This window comes from Erysipelatoclostridium sp. An15 (genome assembly GCF_002160675.1).
GTDB classification, from domain to species: domain Bacteria; phylum Bacillota_I; class Bacilli_A; order Erysipelotrichales; family Coprobacillaceae; genus Thomasclavelia; species Thomasclavelia merdavium.
The window spans coordinates 1-18403 of sequence record NZ_NFLA01000003.1 but is presented as its reverse complement, the minus strand read 5'-3'; the positions used below and the strand labels follow the sequence as shown (position 1 = coordinate 18403).

27 protein-coding genes and 3 rRNA genes are annotated in these 18403 nt (G+C 38.3%); 1 reads left to right on the top strand and 29 read right to left on the bottom strand.

Features of this window, described 5'->3' with window-relative positions:
- Window positions 1–15 precede the first annotated feature (15 nt).
- The 26 genes from rpmJ to rpsJ are packed head-to-tail and all read right to left on the bottom strand — an operon-like array spanning window position 16 to window position 12318.
- A complete protein-coding gene (gene rpmJ, locus B5E92_RS01950; RefSeq protein WP_004801833.1) occupies window positions 16–129 on the bottom strand; it encodes a 50S ribosomal protein L36 in 114 nt (37 codons plus the stop codon).
- A gap of 31 nt (window positions 130–160) precedes the next feature.
- Window positions 161–382: a translation initiation factor IF-1 gene (gene infA, locus B5E92_RS01945; RefSeq protein WP_003536851.1), complete on the bottom strand. Its 222-nt coding sequence runs from the start codon at window positions 380–382 to the stop codon at window positions 161–163.
- A 19-nt stretch (window positions 383–401) separates the two neighbouring features.
- Complete coding sequence (map, locus tag B5E92_RS01940; RefSeq protein WP_087298739.1) at window positions 402–1148, bottom strand: type I methionyl aminopeptidase; 747 nt, start codon at window positions 1146–1148, stop codon at window positions 402–404.
- Window positions 1148–1795, bottom strand: a complete 648-nt coding sequence (locus tag B5E92_RS01935) for an adenylate kinase (protein ID WP_087298738.1) — start codon at window positions 1793–1795, stop codon at window positions 1148–1150. The genes map and B5E92_RS01935 overlap by 1 nt, the downstream gene beginning before the upstream one ends.
- A 25-nt stretch (window positions 1796–1820) precedes the next feature.
- Window positions 1821–3122 (bottom strand): preprotein translocase subunit SecY, encoded by a 1302-nt coding sequence (secY, locus tag B5E92_RS01930; RefSeq protein WP_087298737.1) that lies wholly within the window; start codon window positions 3120–3122, stop codon window positions 1821–1823.
- A gap of 1 nt (window position 3123) precedes the next feature.
- Window positions 3124–3564 (bottom strand): 50S ribosomal protein L15, encoded by a 441-nt coding sequence (gene rplO, locus B5E92_RS01925; protein WP_087298736.1) that lies wholly within the window; start codon window positions 3562–3564, stop codon window positions 3124–3126.
- 14 nt (window positions 3565–3578) lie between these two features.
- Complete coding sequence (gene rpmD, locus B5E92_RS01920) at window positions 3579–3761, bottom strand: 50S ribosomal protein L30 (protein ID WP_087298735.1); 183 nt, start codon at window positions 3759–3761, stop codon at window positions 3579–3581.
- Window positions 3762–3774: 13 nt separating this feature from the next.
- Entirely contained in the window at window positions 3775–4338 is a 564-nt protein-coding gene (gene rpsE / locus B5E92_RS01915; RefSeq protein WP_087298734.1) for a 30S ribosomal protein S5, read from the bottom strand.
- Window positions 4339–4350: 12 nt separating this feature from the next.
- Window positions 4351–4707, bottom strand: a complete 357-nt coding sequence (gene rplR / locus B5E92_RS01910) for a 50S ribosomal protein L18 (RefSeq protein ID WP_087298733.1) — start codon at window positions 4705–4707, stop codon at window positions 4351–4353.
- Between the two features lie 21 nt (window positions 4708–4728).
- Window positions 4729–5274 (bottom strand): 50S ribosomal protein L6, encoded by a 546-nt coding sequence (rplF, locus tag B5E92_RS01905; protein WP_087298732.1) that lies wholly within the window; start codon window positions 5272–5274, stop codon window positions 4729–4731.
- Window positions 5275–5305: 31 nt separating this feature from the next.
- Window positions 5306–5701: a 30S ribosomal protein S8 gene (gene rpsH, locus B5E92_RS01900; RefSeq protein ID WP_087298731.1), complete on the bottom strand. Its 396-nt coding sequence runs from the start codon at window positions 5699–5701 to the stop codon at window positions 5306–5308.
- A 33-nt stretch (window positions 5702–5734) separates the two neighbouring features.
- The gene (locus B5E92_RS01895) at window positions 5735–5920 is read right to left on the bottom strand and encodes a type Z 30S ribosomal protein S14 (protein ID WP_087298730.1); all 186 of its coding nucleotides are present in this window, start codon (window positions 5918–5920) and stop codon (window positions 5735–5737) included.
- 20 nt (window positions 5921–5940) lie between these two features.
- Window positions 5941–6480 (bottom strand): 50S ribosomal protein L5, encoded by a 540-nt coding sequence (gene rplE, locus B5E92_RS01890; protein WP_087298729.1) that lies wholly within the window; start codon window positions 6478–6480, stop codon window positions 5941–5943.
- 18 nt (window positions 6481–6498) lie between these two features.
- Complete coding sequence (gene rplX, locus B5E92_RS01885; RefSeq protein WP_087298728.1) at window positions 6499–6837, bottom strand: 50S ribosomal protein L24; 339 nt, start codon at window positions 6835–6837, stop codon at window positions 6499–6501.
- A 13-nt stretch (window positions 6838–6850) separates the two neighbouring features.
- The gene (gene rplN / locus B5E92_RS01880; protein WP_087298727.1) at window positions 6851–7219 is read right to left on the bottom strand and encodes a 50S ribosomal protein L14; all 369 of its coding nucleotides are present in this window, start codon (window positions 7217–7219) and stop codon (window positions 6851–6853) included.
- A 33-nt stretch (window positions 7220–7252) separates the two neighbouring features.
- Entirely contained in the window at window positions 7253–7513 is a 261-nt protein-coding gene (gene rpsQ / locus B5E92_RS01875) for a 30S ribosomal protein S17 (protein WP_087298726.1), read from the bottom strand.
- An 11-nt stretch (window positions 7514–7524) separates the two neighbouring features.
- Window positions 7525–7719, bottom strand: a complete 195-nt coding sequence (gene rpmC / locus B5E92_RS01870; protein ID WP_087298725.1) for a 50S ribosomal protein L29 — start codon at window positions 7717–7719, stop codon at window positions 7525–7527.
- A 2-nt stretch (window positions 7720–7721) separates the two neighbouring features.
- Window positions 7722–8132, bottom strand: coding sequence for a 50S ribosomal protein L16 (rplP, locus tag B5E92_RS01865; RefSeq protein WP_087298724.1), 411 nt, complete (start codon window positions 8130–8132; stop codon window positions 7722–7724).
- Between the two features lie 2 nt (window positions 8133–8134).
- The gene (rpsC, locus tag B5E92_RS01860; protein WP_087298723.1) at window positions 8135–8788 is read right to left on the bottom strand and encodes a 30S ribosomal protein S3; all 654 of its coding nucleotides are present in this window, start codon (window positions 8786–8788) and stop codon (window positions 8135–8137) included.
- A gap of 11 nt (window positions 8789–8799) precedes the next feature.
- Complete coding sequence (gene rplV / locus B5E92_RS01855) at window positions 8800–9132, bottom strand: 50S ribosomal protein L22 (RefSeq protein WP_087298722.1); 333 nt, start codon at window positions 9130–9132, stop codon at window positions 8800–8802.
- Between the two features lie 19 nt (window positions 9133–9151).
- The gene (gene rpsS, locus B5E92_RS01850; RefSeq protein WP_087298721.1) at window positions 9152–9430 is read right to left on the bottom strand and encodes a 30S ribosomal protein S19; all 279 of its coding nucleotides are present in this window, start codon (window positions 9428–9430) and stop codon (window positions 9152–9154) included.
- An 18-nt stretch (window positions 9431–9448) separates the two neighbouring features.
- Window positions 9449–10282: a 50S ribosomal protein L2 gene (gene rplB, locus B5E92_RS01845; RefSeq protein ID WP_087298720.1), complete on the bottom strand. Its 834-nt coding sequence runs from the start codon at window positions 10280–10282 to the stop codon at window positions 9449–9451.
- Between the two features lie 53 nt (window positions 10283–10335).
- Complete coding sequence (rplW, locus tag B5E92_RS01840; RefSeq protein WP_087298719.1) at window positions 10336–10626, bottom strand: 50S ribosomal protein L23; 291 nt, start codon at window positions 10624–10626, stop codon at window positions 10336–10338.
- Complete coding sequence (gene rplD, locus B5E92_RS01835) at window positions 10626–11249, bottom strand: 50S ribosomal protein L4 (RefSeq protein ID WP_087298718.1); 624 nt, start codon at window positions 11247–11249, stop codon at window positions 10626–10628. Before rplD ends, rplW begins: the two co-directional genes overlap by 1 nt.
- Before the next feature lie 20 nt (window positions 11250–11269).
- Window positions 11270–11989 carry a 50S ribosomal protein L3 gene (gene rplC / locus B5E92_RS01830; RefSeq protein WP_087298717.1) on the bottom strand — a complete coding sequence of 240 codons (720 nt, stop codon included), beginning with the start codon at window positions 11987–11989 and terminating at the stop codon, window positions 11270–11272.
- A 20-nt stretch (window positions 11990–12009) separates the two neighbouring features.
- Window positions 12010–12318 (bottom strand): 30S ribosomal protein S10, encoded by a 309-nt coding sequence (gene rpsJ / locus B5E92_RS01825; RefSeq protein WP_087298716.1) that lies wholly within the window; start codon window positions 12316–12318, stop codon window positions 12010–12012.
- 826 nt (window positions 12319–13144) lie between these two features.
- Here rpsJ and B5E92_RS15995 point away from each other — a divergent pair.
- Window positions 13145–13321 (top strand): transposase, encoded by a 177-nt coding sequence (locus tag B5E92_RS15995; protein WP_394337366.1) that lies wholly within the window; start codon window positions 13145–13147, stop codon window positions 13319–13321.
- Between the two features lie 108 nt (window positions 13322–13429).
- Here the strand turns inward: B5E92_RS15995 and rrf are convergent.
- The 3 genes from rrf to B5E92_RS01805 all read right to left on the bottom strand — a co-directional run bounded on the left by rrf (window position 13430) and on the right by B5E92_RS01805 (window position 18272).
- Window positions 13430–13538: ribosomal RNA gene (gene rrf, locus B5E92_RS01815) — 5S ribosomal RNA — on the bottom strand.
- Window positions 13539–13624: 86 nt separating this feature from the next.
- Window positions 13625–16533 (bottom strand): 23S ribosomal RNA (locus B5E92_RS01810).
- Between the two features lie 214 nt (window positions 16534–16747).
- Window positions 16748–18272 (bottom strand): 16S ribosomal RNA (locus tag B5E92_RS01805).
- Together the 16S, 23S and 5S rRNA genes form the textbook arrangement of a ribosomal RNA operon.
- Between the last annotated feature and the right edge of the window lie 131 nt (window positions 18273–18403).

Below are 18403 nucleotides of genomic sequence, written 5' to 3'. Positions count from 1 at the left end.
ATAATTTCCTCCTAATTAACCTTGTCTTTGTTTATGTTTAGGGTTTTCGCAAATAACCATTACGCGCCCTTTTCTTTTAATTACTCTGCATTTATCACAGATTGGTTTTACAGATGCTCTAACTTTCATCTTGTTTACCTCCTTTGGGAAGATTTAAGTTTTATTTATGTCTAAATGTAATTCGCCCACGTGTTAAATCATATGGAGAAATTTCAACCGTAACCCTGTCCCCCGGTAAAATGCGAATGTAATGCATACGGATTTTACCAGAAACGTGAGCAAGGATTTCTACTCCATTTTCTAACGCTACTTTAAACATCGCGTTTGGTAATGTTTCAAGTACCGTTGCTTCTACTTCAAGAACATCATCTTTCTTTGCCATTGATTTCAACTCCCTTTAATTAAAGTTTTGTCAAGATTTCATAACCATCGTCAGTTATGACAATAGTATGTTCATAATGAGCCGCTAATGAGCGGTCTTTTGTTACAACTGTCCATTCATCTTGCATTACCTCTGTTTCACATCCACCAAGATGTGCCATTGGTTCAATTGCAAGTGCCATACCAGCTTTAAGTCTAGGTCCACGTCCTGGTTTACCATAATTTGGTACACTTGGATCTTCGTGAACTGCTGTTCCAATTCCATGTCCTGTATAATCACGTGGTGTTGAACAGCCATGATCTTCTAAATATACTTGTATAGCGTGAGAAATGTCTGATAAACGATTACCTGGTTTAACTTGTTTTAGTCCTTCATATAATGAAGCTTCACATACTTCCATTAAATGTTTAGCTTCATCACTAATTTGACCTACTGCGTAGGTCCACGCACTATCACCATGATATCCTTTAAAGCAAGCCCCTACATCAACTGAAATAATATCGCCATCTTTTAAAACACGATCACTTGGAATTCCATGTACAACTACTTCATTAATTGAAGTGCAAACACTATTAGGAAATCCATAAAGATGCAGAAATGAAGGAGTTGCATTATTTTCACGAATTACTTTTTCACAGATTTCATCAATCTCTTTAGTAGTAATACCAGGTACAATCACTTCTTTTAATTTTTGATGTACTAACGCAACAATTCTTCCTGCTTCTTTCATCAGTTCAATTTCTCGATGATCTTTAGTAACAATCATTATTTGGCCTCCAGGCTAGCTTTGATATCCTTAAAGACGTCTTCCATAGATTGATCACCGTTAATATTAATGATTTGTCCTTTCATTGTATAATAATCAATTAATGGACTAGTTTGTTTTTCATAAGTATCAAGTCTGACTTTAACAGCTTCTTCGCTTTCATCAGGACGTTGATATAATTCACCACCACAATTATCACAAATACCTTCTTGTTTAGGTGGGTTATATTCAATATGATAACTTGCACCACATTCTTTACAAGTTCTTCTTCCAGAAAGTCTTGGAATTAAACGATCAAGTTCAATTTCTAAATTAATTACAGCATCGATTGTAAATTCAAATTCTTTAGCAATACTTTCTAATTCACGAGCTTGAATAATAGTACGTGGGAATCCATCAAGGATGAATCCATTTGGAAATTCATTTTCTTGTAAATATTCCCTAACCATTTGAATAGTATAATCATCAGGAACTAGATGCCCAAATTGCATAAAATATTTAGCAATCACACCATATTTCGTTTGTTCTTTAAGTGCTTTTCTAAATATATCTCCAGTTGAAATATGTGTTAATCCATATTCTTTAACTAAATTTGCCGCTTGAGTCCCTTTTCCTGCACCAGGAGGTCCCATTAAAATAATGTTCATAATCTACGCCTTCTTTCTTATTATACTATCTACGAATATAACCATGATATTCTTTTCTTGTAATGTATGTTTTAATTTGTTTAACCGTCTCTAACGCAACACCAGTTACGATAATTAACCCGGTACCTCCAAGCGAAAGTGAGGCATTTTCAGTTTGCGTCCAGAGAACTGGCGTAATAATTGGAATCGCTGCAATGATACATAATGATAAAGATCCAACAACAGTAATTCTATTTAATACTGTTTTAATATATACCATTGTATCAGTCCCAGTTCTAACTCCAGGAATTGAGCCACCATTTTTCTTCAAATCTTTACTAATTTGTTCAGCATCAATTTGTAAGTTAGAATAGAAAAATGTAAATCCGATAATCATCAAGATATATAAGATAAATCCTACCGGTTCTTGATAATTAAATATTGTATTTATCCAATTTGTCACATCACTTGTTTCCATAAAACTTACTATAGTTCTAGGCGCTGCCAACACTGATGCGGCAAAGATTACAGGAATAACTCCTGAACTATTAATCTTAATTGGCATATGTGTTTGATCTTTAGTACGCATTGTTGTATTAGAACTTGTTGCATAAATAATTGGAATTTTTCTAACTGCACCTTCATTAAATACAACGAAGATAACGATAGATAAATATACAACAACAAATAATACATACCAGGCAATACCTAATGCAATATCACCAGCGTTACCAGTTAAATCAACTAAATTATTAAATGTTGTTATAAAACTATTTGGTAAACTAGAGACAATACCTGTAAAAATTAATAATGATACACCATTACCAATTCCACGATTAGTAATTTGATCACCTAACCATACAGCTAACATACTTCCAGCCATCATTATTAAAACGACATAGATATAAGTCCAGATACTTGAATCTGTTAAAATACCATAGCCATTATCAAATGCGTAAGTTAATACACCACCTTGTAATGCTGCTAAAAATAATGTTACAAATCTAGTCACGCGGTCTTTTTTCTTTTTACCTGTATTACCTTCTTTACGCCAGCGAGTTAGAGCAGGAATAACATCCATAGACAATAACTCGATGATGATTGAAGCAGTAATATAAGGTGAAACTCCTAGTGAAAACAAAGAGAAAGTTTCTAATGTTCCCCCACCAAGAAGATTCATTATTCCGAAAATTCCATTTGTAGCATCACTTGAACTTAAAGCTCCTGTAGTAACACTAGGAATAGTAATAGCTGCACCTAAACGGTATACAAATAGAATACCTAAAGTGAAAATTATTTTTTGTCTTAATTCACCTTTTTTGAAAACATTTTTTAAAAATGTAATCATTTTAGATCACCTCAGTTTTTCCACCTGCAGCTTCAATTGCGGCAACAGCTGATTTAGAAAATTTATGAGCTTTAACAGTAATTGCTTTTTCTAATTTTCCGTTACCTAAAATTTTAACACCATCTAATTCTTTTTTAATTAATCCAGCTTCTTTTAAATCTGTAGGGCTAACTGTTGACCCATCTTCGAATTTATTTAATTGTTCTAAGTTAACAATTGCATATTCTAACCGGTTAAAGTTAGTAAATCCACGTTTTGGCAAACGCATGAATAATGGAGTTTGTCCACCTTCAAATCCTGGTTTCTTTCCACCACCAGATCTTGCACCTTGACCTTTTTGACCACGGCTAGAAGTTTTACCAGTACCAGAACTAGTTCCACGTCCAACACGTTTTCTTGCTTTACGTGCACCTTCAGTGTATTTTAATTCATGTAATTTCATTAGTTTACACCTCCCTATTTTTCTTCTACTGTAACTAGGTGTTCAACAACCTTAATCATTCCTTGAATAGATTCGTTGTATTCTTTTTCAACTGTTTTATTAATTTTTGTTAAACCTAACGCTTTAAGAGTAGCCCGTTGTTTTGGTAAACGACCAATAGGACTTTTTTTAAGCGTAATCATAACTGTTTTTGCCATTATTTACGCCCTCCTATCCGAAAATTTCTTCTACTTTTTTATCTCTTAATTCAGCAACTTGGTTAACAGTTTTTAATGAAGCTAAACCTTCCATTGTAGCTCTAACCATGTTAATTGGAGTTCTTGAACCAATACATTTTGATAAAATGTCTGTATATCCAGCTAACTCAACAACCGCACGAACAGGACCACCTGCGATGATTCCAGTACCTTGGCTAGCAGGTTTAATAAATACTTTACCTGATCCATAAATACCAGTTACTTCATGAGGAATAGTTCCATGAACGAAAGGTACATTGATAATATTTCTTTTTGCATTTTCAGACGCTTTTCTAATTGCATCAGGTACTTCGTTAGCTTTACCAGTACCGAATCCAACACGTCCTTTTCTATCACCAACAACAACTAATGCAGCAAAACGGAATTTACGTCCCCCTTTTACTACTTTAGTAACACGGTTAATTGTAACAACACGTTCTTCAAATTCTTTTTCTTCTCTTCTAGGTCCATTATTGCGTTGACCTCTTCTTGGTCCGTTATTTCTTGGTCCATTATTTCTTGGTTTACGTTGTTCCATGTTGACCTCCTTCTAGAATTCTAATCCCGCTTCTCTAGCTGCATCTGCTAGAGCTTTTACACGACCATGGTAAACATATCCACCACGATCAAATACTACTTTTTTAATATTTTTAGCTAAAGCTGCTTCGCCAATAGCTTTTCCTACTGCAGTTGCAGCAGCGATGTTAGAACCGTTTTCTAATTTCATATTAACACTAGATGCACTAGCTAAAGTTACACCATTAACATCATCAATAATTTGCGCATGAATATGAGCATTTGAACGGAACACATTTAAACGTGGACATTCAGGAGTTCCACTGATTTTAGCACGAACTCTAGCATGTCTTTTTAAACGAACATCATTACGTGATTGTAATTTTGACATCTTAATTTGCTCCTTTCACAACTACTTCTTACCAGCAGTTTTTCCTTCTTTTCTGATGATTCTTTCATCACTATATCTAATACCTTTACCTTTATATGGTTCAGGTTTTTTAACTTCTCTAATTTGAGCAGCAACATGACCTACACGTTCTTTAGAGATTCCAGATACGATGATTTTAGTATTAGATGGAGTTTCAATTTTAACTCCTTCTTCACCTTTAACTTCAACTGGATGAGAGAATCCTACATTTAATACTAATGTATCTCCCTTCATTTGTCCACGGTATCCGATCCCAACGATTTCAAGTTCTTTTTTGAAACCATTATGAACTCCTTCAATCATGTTTGCAAGTAATGCTCTTGTTGTACCATGTAATTGTTTGTGAGTTTTTTGTTCACTACTTCTACTAACAGTAATTACATTATCTTCATTTTTAATTGTAATTACTGGTGAAAATTGTCTTACTAAAGTCCCTTTTGCTCCTGTAACAGTCACTGTGTTATCCGCAGCGATATCAACTGTAACTCCTTCAGGTACATTAATAATTTTATTACCGACACGAGACATCAGTTTGCACCTCCTGAATTGTTATTTTTAATTACCAAATATATGCTAGAACCTCTCCACCAACTTTTTTAGCACGAGCTTCTTTGTCAGTCATTAACCCTTGAGAAGTTGATAAGATTACGATTCCTAATCCATTTAATACTTTAGGAATTTCGTCTACTTTAGCATATACGCGTAACCCTGGTTTAGAAATTCTTTTTAAATCAGTGATTACTCTATCATTTCCTCTATATTTTAAAGAAATATTAATATTTTGAATTGGGGCTTCTCCCTCAACTGTATATCCATTAATGAATCCTTCGTTTTTCAAAATTTCAGCAATTCCAACTTTTAATTTTGATGCAGGCACCATTACGTTATCGTGATGTTGTCTGTTTGCATTACGGATTCTTGTTAACATATCTGCAATTGGATCTGTCATGACCATTTGCTAATCCTCCTTCCATCTGGATAAAATTTATTACCAGCTTGATTTTTTTACACCTGGAATTTCACCTTTGTATGCTAATTCGCGGAAGCAAATTCTACAAAGTCTAAATTTTCTAATAACTGAATGTGGTCTTCCACAACGTTCACAACGTGTGTATTCACGCACTTTGTATTTTTGAGGACGTTGTTGTTTCACCTTCATTGATGTTTTAGCCATATTTTTGCGGGTCCTCCTTCTTATTTCTTGAATGGCATTCCTAATTGAGCTAATAATTCATGACCTTCTTCGTCAGTTTTAGCTGTAGTTACGAATACGATATCCATTCCTCTTAACTTATTTACTTTATCAAAATTGATTTCAGGGAAAATTAATTGTTCTTTAACACCTAATGTATAATTTCCTCTTCCATCAAATGAGTTATTGGAAACACCTCTAAAATCTCTTACTCGTGGTAATGAGATATTGATTAATTTATCTAAAAATTCATACATTCTTTCACCACGTAAAGTTACTTTACACCCGATTGGCATACCTTCACGTAATTTGAATCCAGCGATAGATTTTTTTGCTCTTGTAATAATTGGTTTTTGCCCAGAAATTAATGTTAATTCATTAACTGCTTCATCTAATAATTTTGAATTAGATACAGCATCACCAACCCCGATGTTGATTACGATTTTTTCAATTTTTGGAGCTTGCATTCTTGAAGAATAATTGAATTTTTCCATCATTGATTTTACTACATCGTTTTGATAACGTTCCATTAAACGGTTCATTCTATATCCTCCTTCCAACTATTTTTTCTTTTTCTTTTTATCTACTTCAGCTCCAGTTTTTCTGTTAACTCGAACTTTTACTTTTTTACCATCTTCTTCGATGAATTTATATCCAAGTTTAACTGGCGCTTTTGTTTTAGAATCATAGAATGCAACATTAGAAACATGAATAGGTGCTTCTCTTGTTACAATTCCACCTTCAGGATCTGCTTGTGAAGGTTTGATATGTTTAGTTACCATATTAACACCTTCAACGATTACTTTGTCTTGTTTTGCAAGAACTTGTAACACTTCACCTTGTTTTCCTTTATCTTTACCTGCAATAACTTCTACAGTATCACCTACACGGATTTTCATGTTTAAGTTCCTCCTATAATACTTCTGGAGCTAATGATACGATTTTCATGAAATCTGCATCTCTTAACTCTCTTGCAACTGGTCCGAAGATACGAGTTCCTCTTGGAGATTTATCGTCTCTTATAATTACACAAGCGTTATCATCGAATTTGATATAAGAACCGTTTTCTCTACCAACTCCATATCTAGTTCTTACGATAACTGCTTTTACTACTTCACCTTTTTTTACTGTTCCACCTGGAGTGGCTTGTTTAACTGTAGCAACAACAATATCACCGATGTTACTAAATTTACGATTAGATCCACCTAAATTACGGATTACTAATACTTCTTTAGCACCAGTATTGTCAGCGACTTTAAGTCTACTTTCGTTTTGGATCATTTATGGTTACCTCCTTTTAGAGTTTTATTTTAATTAAACTGTTTCTGCTTTTTTAACAATTTCCACTAAACGGAAACGTTTTGTTGCAGATAATGGTCTAGTTGACATGATTTTTACAGTGTCACCTACGCTAGCAATATTGTTTTCATCATGTGCATGGAATTTTGTAGATGATTTCATACGTTTTCCATATAATTTATGTTTAACATGAGTTTCTACTAGCACTGTAATAGTTTTATCCATTTTAGTAGATACAACTGTACCTGTATACGTTTTACGATTATTTCTTTCCATTGTATCTCCTCCTATTGGTTCAATTCTCTTTCTCTAATAATTGTTTTAATTCTAGCGATAGATTTACGAACCGTTCTAATACGTGCTGTGTTTTCTAACTGTCCAGTAGCTTGTTGGAAACGAAGTCCAAAAAGCTCTTTTTTGTATTCTTCTACTTTATCTAATAAAGTAGCGTTATCTAATTCTCTCATTTCTTGAACTGTCATAACTATTCACCCTTTCCAATGATTTTACATTTAATAGGTAATTTATGAGATGCCAGTCTTAAAGCTTCTCTTGCAAGTTCTTCATCAACACCTGCAACTTCGAAAAGAACACGTCCAGTTTTAACAACTGCTACCCATTCTTCTGGAGAACCTTTCCCAGATCCCATACGTACTTCTAATGGTTTTTTAGTTTTAGCTAAATGAGGGAAAATTCTAATCCACAATTGTCCACCACGGTTCATACGACGATTGATAGCAACACGGGCTGCTTCAATTTGACGAGATGTAATCCAAGCACCTTCAGCTGCTTGTAAACCAAATTCACCAAATGATACTTTAGTTCCACCTTTAGCTTTACCTTCATATTTAATTCGATGAGGTCTTCTATATTTTGTTCTTTTAGGCATTAACATGATTATTTAACCTCCTTCTTCTTTTCAGGAAGGATTTCACCCTTACAAATCCAAACTTTAACTCCTAACTTACCGTAAGTAGTGTCTGCTTCAGCAGTAGCATAATCGATATCGGCTCTTAAAGTATGAAGAGGGACATTTCCTTCAGAATAACCTTCAGCACGAGCCATATCAGCTCCTCCTAAACGTCCTGAAACACTAGTTTTAATTCCTTTAGCTCCAGCTCTCATTGCTCTTTGAATAGCACGTTTTTGAACTGTTCTAAAAGAAGCACGATTTTCTAATTGTTCAGCAATGTTGTTTGCAACTAATTGAGCAACAACATCTGGGTTTTTGATTTCAACGATATTGATAAACACTTGTTTATCTTTTACCATTTTGCTTACTTCTTTTCTTAATTTATCAACAGATTCACCATCTTTACCAATTACAACACCAGGTCTTGATGTATGTACGAAGATAGTAACTCTTTTTTTAGATCTTTCAATTTCTACTCTAGCTACAGATGCAGTCTTAAGTTTCTTTAAAATGTAATCACGAATTTTGATATCTTCATGTAACAAATTAGCAAAATCTTGCTTGTTAGCATACCATCTTGAATCCCAATCACGATTGATTCCAACACGTAAACCAACTGGACTTACTTTTTGACCCATTATGTAACCTCCTATCTTTCTTCTACCACACAAGTGATGTGGCTAGTTCTTTTTAAAATTCTTGTTCCGCTACCTTTAGCTCTAGCAGCGAATCTTTTTAATGTAGGACCTTCGTCTACATAGATTTCTTTAATATATAATTTTTCTGCTTCAGCGCCTTCGTTATAAACAGCGTTTTGAGCAGCAGATTTAATTACTTTAATGATTGCAGGAGTTGCACTTTTATTTACATATTCTAACATACCAAGTGCTTCTTTAACTTGCTTACCTCTTACTAAGTCAACAACTAAACGAGCTTTTTGAGGTGAAACACGAATCATTTTAGCTTGTGCTCTTGCTTCCATGTTTTAAAATCTCCTCTCTTTATTTTCCAGCTTTCTTATCATCAGATCCATGACCATGATAAGTTCTTGTTGGAGCGAATTCTCCTAATTTATGTCCGACCATATCTTCAGTTACATAAACTGGGATATGTTCTCTTCCGTTATACACAGCAAATGTGTGCTCAATAAATTGAGGGAAGATTGTTGAACGTCTAGACCAAGTTTTAATAACTTCTTTTTTTCCTGATGCATTTAATGCTTCAACTTTTTTCATTAAATGGTCATCTACGAATGGTCCCTTTTTTAAACTACGTGCCATTATTTCTTCCTCCTCTTATTATTTAGAATTTCTACGACGAACAATTAATTTGTTAGACGCTTTTTTAGTTTTTCTAGTTTTAACACCCATAGCTTTTTTACCCCAAGGTGTCATTGGTGCTTTACGTCCGATTGAAGTTCTACCTTCACCACCACCATGAGGGTGATCATTAGGGTTCATTACAGAACCACGTACTGTAGGACGAACACCTTTCCATCTCATACGACCAGCTTTTCCGTAATTTACTAAGCCATGATCTTCGTTTCCAACAACACCAACTGTTGCTCTACATACACCTAATAATTTACGAACTTCACCAGAAGCAAGTCTTACAGTTACATATTTGTCTTCTTTACCTAAAATTTGAGCAGACACACCAGCAGAACGTGCGATTTGTCCACCTTTACCTGGTTGCATTTCAATGTTATGGATTACTGTACCTTCAGGCATGTTAGCCATTGGTAAAGCATTTCCTACTTTGATATCGGCATGTTCACCAGATACGATTTTATTTCCAACTTCTAACCCTTTTGGAGCTAAGATATATCTTTTTTCACCATCTGCATAATTAATTAATGCGATGTTTGCTGATCTATTTGGATCATATTCGATAGTTGCTACTGTACCAACGATATCATCTTTATTACGTTTGAAGTCAATGATACGATATTTACGTTTATGACCTCCACCGTGATGACGAGTTGTAATAACACCTTGATTATTACGTCCACCGTTTTTACCAACTTTTGCAACTAAAGATTTTTCAGGTTTTTTTGCTGTAATTTCTTCAAATGTTAATGAAGTCATATTACGACGACCATTAGTCACCGGTTTATATGCTTTAATTGGCATCTTTAGTTTCCTCCTAATTTATCTGGAATCATATATTCCAATATTTTCATTTATTATTCTTCACCGAAATAATTAATTGATTCACCTTCAGCTAACTTAACGATAGCTTTTCTTCTACGGTTTGTTTTACCTTCGTAACGACCCATTCTTTTTTTCTTAGGTTTTACATTCATAACATTAACACTTTCAACTTTTACACCAAACATAGCTTCAACTGCTTGTTTAATTTCAATTTTGTTAGCATTAACATCAACATCGAATGTATATTTATTTTCTTCTGCGCTTAGAGTCATTGATTTTTCAGTAAGTACTGGTTTTTTTAATACATCTGTAATGTGTGCCATTATCCTAGTACCTCCTCAACAGATTTGATAGCAGCTTCAGTCATGATTAACTTATTGCTGTTTAAAACGTCATATACATTTACGCGTCTTGCATCTAATAATTTAACACCTGGGATGTTGTTTGCACTTCTTGCAACTGTTTCATCAATTTCATCCATAACGATTAATGTTTTTGCAGGTGCTTCTAAATTTGATAATACTTTCACCATTTCTTTTGTTTTTGGTGCATCAAATTTGATTGTATCTAATGCCATGAATTCATTATCAATGATTTTTGTTGATAAAGCAGATCTAAGTGCTAAACGACCAACTTTACGATTGATTTTGAATTTATAGCTTCTAGGTGTTGGACCAAATACAACTCCTCCGCCACGCCATTGTGGTGCTCTGATTGATCCTTGTCTAGCTCTACCTGTACCTTTTTGACGCCATGGTTTCTTTCCACCACCGCTTACTTCAGTACGGTTTTTTACTTTATGAGTACCTTGTCTTAAAGACGCTCTTTGTAATAAGACCATATCGAAGATTGCTTGATTATTTGGTTCGATTCCAAATACTGCTTCATTTAATTCTAGGTCTTTTACTTCAGCACCTTCTTGGTTATATACTTTAACTTTAAGCATATTAAATCCTCCTTCCTAAATTATTCAGCTGCTTCAACTGGAGTTTCAGTTGTAACATCTGCTTCTGCAACTTCTGGTGTATAATCAACTAATTCATATACATCATTAACTTTACCGTTACCTTTGATTGCAGATTTAACGATTACTAATCCTTTTTTAGGTCCAGGAACAGAACCTTTGATTAATAATAAATTATTTGTTGTATCAACAGCTACAATTTCTAAGTTTTGTACTGTTCTAGTTACATGTCCCATTTGCCCTGGTAATTTTTTACCTGGAGCAATTCTATTTGGAGCGATTGGACCCATTGAACCAACAATTCTGTGCGCTCCAGAACCATGTCCTTTAGGACCAATATGTTGTCCATGTCTTTTGATTACACCTTGATATCCTTTACCTTTTGAAGTACCAGTTACGTCTACTACTTCTCCAGCAGCGAAGGTATCAACACTAATTTTATCTCCAACTTCATAACTCATCATTTCGTCAAAACGAAATTCTTTAATGAAGCGCTTAGGAGCTGTATTAGCTTTCTTAACAATACCTAATTCAGCTTTATTAGCTAATTTTTCTCTCTTGTCTTCAAAACCAACTTGAACTGCATCATATCCATCAGTAGCAACTGTTTTCTTTTGTAATACTACGTTTGGAGTAGCTTCAACTACAGTTACAGGAATTAATACACCATCAGTTGTAAAGACTTGAGTCATTCCGATCTTACGACCTAAGATTCCTTTCATGAGTTACACCTTTACCTTTCTTATAATTTGATTTCAATGTCTACACCACTTGGTAATTCTAATCTTGTTAGAATATCAACTGTTTCTTGTGTAGGGTTCACAATGTCGATTAAACGTTTGTGAGTTCTAATTTCGAATTGTTCACGAGAATCTTTATACTTATGAACTGCTCTTAAGATTGTATAAACTTCTCTTTCTGTTGGTAGTGGTACTGGACCAACTACTTGAGCTCCAGATTTCTTAGCAGCACCGATAATTTTTTCTGCTGAGTTATCTAGAATTTTGTGATCAAATGATTTTAATCTGATTCTAATTTTGTTATTTGCCATGATTTTTTCTCCTTTCAATTTATAGGATGTGAGTTACTCGATGCAAATTCCCTGAAACATGCCGTTTCATGACAACGCCTTTCGGTGTTTCAGCAACCTTGCACTTCTTTGCAACGTCAACGGTTGTATTTTAGCAAAAAAAAGCCTTTATTGCAAGGCTTTTTTTAATTTATTTATAAAAATATTTCGACAAAATTTACAAGCAATTAATATATGTAAATACAACCATTTTTTCATAAAAAAGTGACAATTTATCATTACATAAATACATCGTATTCAATGATAAAATAATATATCCCCAGGATCCTTTATCCTAGCTAAAAAGAATCTTTAAGCTGATAAAACACTAGCAAAAGACATAGATGAATATAGTGTAAAAAGTATTATAAAATCTGACGTGATTACATTGTATATAATCTTTAAAATTTTATCAAATCTCTGTTTTTCATTTTTGTTATAAAGTAATTGTCTGACTATCTGTTGTCTAATTATTAATTAAAGCTGTTATACAAGCAAATTACTAGACCGTCCTTTTAATAGAGGACCTATTATAGAATGTAAGACCAAAAATCTATTTGTAAGAACTGGAATCATAAAATCCAGCTTCATATAAGAATACTAACCCACCATTATTGCAACACTAAACAAACTCAAACTATATAGCTCCATATTCTTAGACAACTATAAAAAATTTGCGCATCAGTTTTTTATATCATCATTCTATTTAACAAAACAGTTCTTTTAATAAATGAATTTAAAAAGCAATACTATAGTTGATCTTATAAGATCTAGAAATCAAAAAAAGACTTTAGACTAGTTCTTTCATATTTTAAAAAAAGAAAAAGAAGCTGTTGAATTTATATGCACCAATATGAGTTATACATTTAAATCTATTTTACAGCCATATTTTCCGCACTCAACGCTTCTTATCGATCATTTTCACGTAATAATATATATCAATGATCAATTAAATAATATACCAACAAAAAACATACGTAAATAGTTTAATGATAAAGCATCTTTAAAATATGATAATTTGAAGAGTAAAATAAAAAGAGGATGATGTAATCAGATAACACTATCCTCATAGAATTTAATAATAAAAAAGAAGAACCGGCAGCTAGCTATTGTTGCACGTAAGTACTATCGTCGCCGTTATGATGCTTAACTTCTGTGTTCGGAATGGGTACAGGTGTGTCCATCATGCTATCGCCACCAGATCTTCTTTTTTTCAAGTGTCTTTTTCAAGATCACTCAAAACTAGATAATAGCAAAGCTCTTCGTCTCTTTCAAGTTTCTACCGCTTCTGGTCAAGTCTTCGACCTATTAGTATCAGTCCGCTGAACATGTCACCATGCTTGCACTCCTGACCTATCTACCTTATCGTCTTTAAGGGGTCTTATATACTTTCGTATTGGGAAGTCTCATCTTGAAGTGGGTTTCACACTTAGATGCCTTCAGCGTTTATCCCTTCCATATTTAGCTACCCAGCTGTGCCACTGGCGTGACAACTGGTCCACCATTGATATGTCCATCCCGGTCCTCTCGTACTAAGGACAGCTCTTCTCAAACTTCCTGCGCCCACGACAGATAGGGACCGAACTGTCTCACGACGTTCTGAACCCAGCTCGCGTACCGCTTTAATGGGCGAACAGCCCAACCCTTGGAACCGACTTCAGCTCCAGGATGCGATGAGCCGACATCGAGGTGCCAAACCTCCCCGTCGATGTGAACTCTTGGGGGAGATCAGCCTGTTATCCCCAGGGTAGCTTTTATCCGTTGAGCGACGGCCTTTCCATTCAGCACCGCCGGATCACTAAGCCCGACTTTCGTCCCTGCTCGACTTGTGGGTCTCGCAGTCAAACACCCTTTTGCCTTTGCACTCTGCGCTTGGTTTCCATCCAAGCTGAGGGTATCTTTGGGCGCCTCCGTTACTCTTTGGGAGGCGACCGCCCCAGTCAAACTGCCCACCTGACACTGTCCCGTCACCAGTTCCATGGCATCCGGTTAGAACTCCAATACACAAAGGGTAGTATCCCAACAGCGACTCCTCACACACTGGCGTGCATGTCTCTCAGTCTCCTACCTATCCTGTACATCCTGCATCAAAGTCCAATATCAGGCTGCAGTAAAGCTCCATGGGGTCTTTCCGTCTAGTCGCGGGTAACCTGCATCTTCACAGGTACTAAGACTTCACCGAGTCTACAGCTGAGACAGCGCCCAAATCGTTACGCCTTTCGTGCGGGTCAGAACTTACCTGACAAGGAATTTCGCTACCTTAGGACCGTTATAGTTACGGCCGCCGTTTACTGGGGCTTCAATTCTGTGCTTCGCTTGCGCTGACACTTCCTCTTAACCTTCCAGCACCGGGCAGGCGTCACCCCATATACGTCGTCTTTCGACTTAGCATAGAGCTGTGTTTTTGGTAAACAGTCGCTTGGGCCGTTTCACTGCGGCTCATATCTCTATGAGCACTCCTTCTCCCTAAGTTACGGAGTCATTTTGCAGAGTTCCTTAGCTATAGTTCTCTCGCTCACCTTAGGATTCTCTCCTCACCCATGTGTGTCCATTTTCGGTACGGGTTACTGTATGATTGGCACTAGAAGCTTTTCTTGGAAGCTGGCTTCAATGACTTCTGTACTTGCCGCAGCTTTCCATACGCATCACGCCTTCGCCTTTATGACAGCCGGATTTGCCTGGCTGTCAGCTACCTCGCTTGCACCTGCTTTTCCAGCAGCAGGATCACCTAGCCTTCTCCGTCACTCCTTCATTCATACCGTAAGTACAGGAATATCCACCTGTTGTCCATCGGCTACGCCTCTCGGCCTCGCCTTAGGTCCCGACTTACCCAGAGCGGACGAACCTTCCTCTGGAAACCTTGGGTTTTCGGTGCGTGGGATTCTCACCCACGTTCCGCTACTCACACCGGCATTCTCTCTTCTATACGCTCCAGCGCTCCTTCCGGTACGCCTTCGCCGCATATAGAACGCTCCCCTACCACTTGCTTGCGCAAATCCATAGCTTCGGTAATATACTTAGCCCCGGTAAATTATCGGCGCAGAGTCATTCGACTAGTGAGCTGTTACGCACTCTTTAAAGGATGGCTGCTTCTGAGCCAACCTCCTAGTTGTCTCGACATCTCCACATCCTTTTCCACTTAGTATATATTTTGGGACCTTAGCTGATGGTCTGGGCTGTTTCCCTCTTGACACTGGACCTTATCACCCACTGTCTGACTGCCGAGGATGTTTATGTGTCATTCGGAGTTTGATTATATTCAGTACCCCGGGATGGGGCCATCACATATTCAGTGCTCTACCTTCACATCACTTGCCTCGACGCTAGCCCTAAAGCTATTTCGGGGAGAACCAGCTATCTCCGGGTTCGATTGGAATTTCACCCCTAGCCACAGCTCATCCGCCAACGTTTCAACGGGGGTCGGTTCGGTCCTCCATCGGGTTTTACCCCAACTTCAACCTGGCCATGGCTAGATCACCCGGTTTCGGGTCTACGACATGCAACTTTCGCCCTCTTAAGACTCGCTTTCGCTTCGGCTCCGCATATCCTGCTTAACCTCGCTCCATATCGTAACTCGCCGGTTCATTCTACAAAAGGCACGCTATCACCCTTTAACGGGCTCTAACTTCTTGTAGGCATATGGTTTCAGGTTCTATTTCACTCCCCTCCCGGGGTTCTTTTCACCTTTCCCTCACGGTACTGGTTCACTATCGGTCACAGAGTAGTATTTAGCCTTGCCAGATGGTCCTGGCTGTTTCCGACAGGATTCCTCGTGTCCCGCCGTACTCAGGTACTGTCTCGGACTTCCTCACTATTTCGGCTACGGGGCTGTCACCCTGTTTCGCCGGACTTCCCATTCCGTTCGCCTATAATGTCTTCTTGCCCTTTTTTGACAGCCCTACTACCCCGGCTCTTGCCGGTTTGGGCTCTTCCCCTTTCGCTCGCCGCTACTTAGGGAATCATTTCTTTATTTTCTCTTCCTTCAGGTACTTAGATGTTTCAGTTCCCTGAGTCTCGCCTCTCTGGAGCTATCTATTCACTCCAGGATACCCGGTCTCTATCCCGGGTGGGTTCCCCCATTCGGATATCGACGGCTCTTGGCATGCTTACTGCTCCCCGTCGCATTTCGCTGTTTGCTGCGTCCTTCTTCGCCTCTCTGTGCCTAGGCATCCGCCATACGCCCTTTCTTACTTTACCTTCTTCGGTGTCGCTTGATCACTTTCTATCTTCAACTTCTTCTCGTTGTTTCTTAGTTTTCTTCGACTTTCTTAGAAAGACCTTGATATCTCTTTATCTCGATCTTCTCTCTTTCGCTTTTCTATTATCCAGTTTTCAATGATCTCTTCCTGAGTTTCCCTCAATAAGGTCCACTCAAAACTAAACAGAATCTCCACACTTGCTTTCTCCTTAGAAAGGAGGTGATCCATCCCCACGTTCCCGTAGGGATACCTTGTTACGACTTCACCCCAATCATCAATCCCACCTTAGACAGCTCCTCCCTTTCGGTTAGGCCACCGGCTTCGGGTGTTATCAACTCTCGTGGTGTGACGGGCGGTGTGTACAAGGCCCGAGAACGTATTCACCGCGACATTCTGATTCGCGATTACTAGCGATTCCATCTTCATGCACTCGAGTTGCAGAGTGCAATCCGAACTGAGAACGGGTTTCTGGGTTTCGCTCCGCCTCGCGGCTTCGCTTCCCTCTGATCCGTCCATTGTAGCACGTGTGTAGCCCAGGTCATAAGGGGCATGATGATTTGACGTCATCCCCGCCTTCCTCCGGCTTGTCACCGGCAGTCTCGCTAGAGTCCCCAACTTAATGATGGCAACTAGCAACAGGGGTTGCGCTCGTTGCGGGACTTAACCCAACATCTCACGACACGAGCTGACGACAACCATGCACCACCTGTCTCGGATATATCTATCTCTCCATCTCTGGAGCCTTTATCCGGATGTCAAGACCTGGTAAGGTTCTTCGCGTTGCTTCGAATTAAACCACATGCTCCACCGCTTGTGCGGGCCCCCGTCAATTCCTTTGAGTTTCATTCTTGCGAACGTACTACTCAGGCGGAGTACTTACTGCGTTAACTGCAGCACTGGGATCTGACTCCCAACACTTAGTACTCATCGTTTACGGCGTGGACTACTAGGGTATCTAATCCTATTTGCTCCCCACGCTTTCGGGACTGAGCGTCAGTTGCAGTCCAGATCGTCGCCTTCGCCACTGGTGTTCCTCCATATATCTACGCATTTCACCGCTACACATGGAATTCCACGATCCTCTCCTGCACTCTAGCTGCCCGGTTTCTCTGGCACACTGAAGTTAAGCTTCAGCCTTTCACCACAGACCCTTGCTGCCGCCTGCTCCCTCTTTACGCCCAATAATTCCGGATAACGCTCGCCACCTACGTATTACCGCGGCTGCTGGCACGTAGTTAGCCGTGGCTTCCTCATAAAGTACCGTCACTCACATATCATTCCCTATATGTGCCGTTCTTCCTTTATAACAGAAGTTTACAGAACGAATTCCTTCTTCCTTCACGCGGCGTTGCTCGGTCAGGGTTCCCCCCATTGCCGAAAATTCCCTACTGCTGCCTCCCGTAGGAGTCTGGGCCGTGTCTCAGTCCCAGTGTGGCCGGTCACCCTCTCAGGTCGGCTACGCATCGTCGCCTTGGTGGGCCGTTACCCCTCCAACAAGCTAATGCGCCGTAAGCCCATCCTCTACCAGTCCCGTAGCACTTTTAATACAGTTATCATGCGATCTCTGTACCTATGCGGTCTTAGCTGACGTTTCCATCAGTTATCCCCCTGTAAAGGCCAGGTTGCTTACGTATTACTCACCCGTTCGCCACTCGAGCCCGAAGGCTCGCGTTCGACTTGCATGTATTAGGCACGCCGCCAGCGTTCATCCTGAGCCAGGATCAAACTCTCCATTGTCTTATCCTTTTTAAAGCCTATCGGCTTCTGCTCTCTTTTTATCTATTAATTGACGTGTGTTCTTTTCGATTCTGTTCAGTTTTCAATGTCCTCTCCGGCTCTTTTGCCGACTAGTTTATCCTACACTCTTT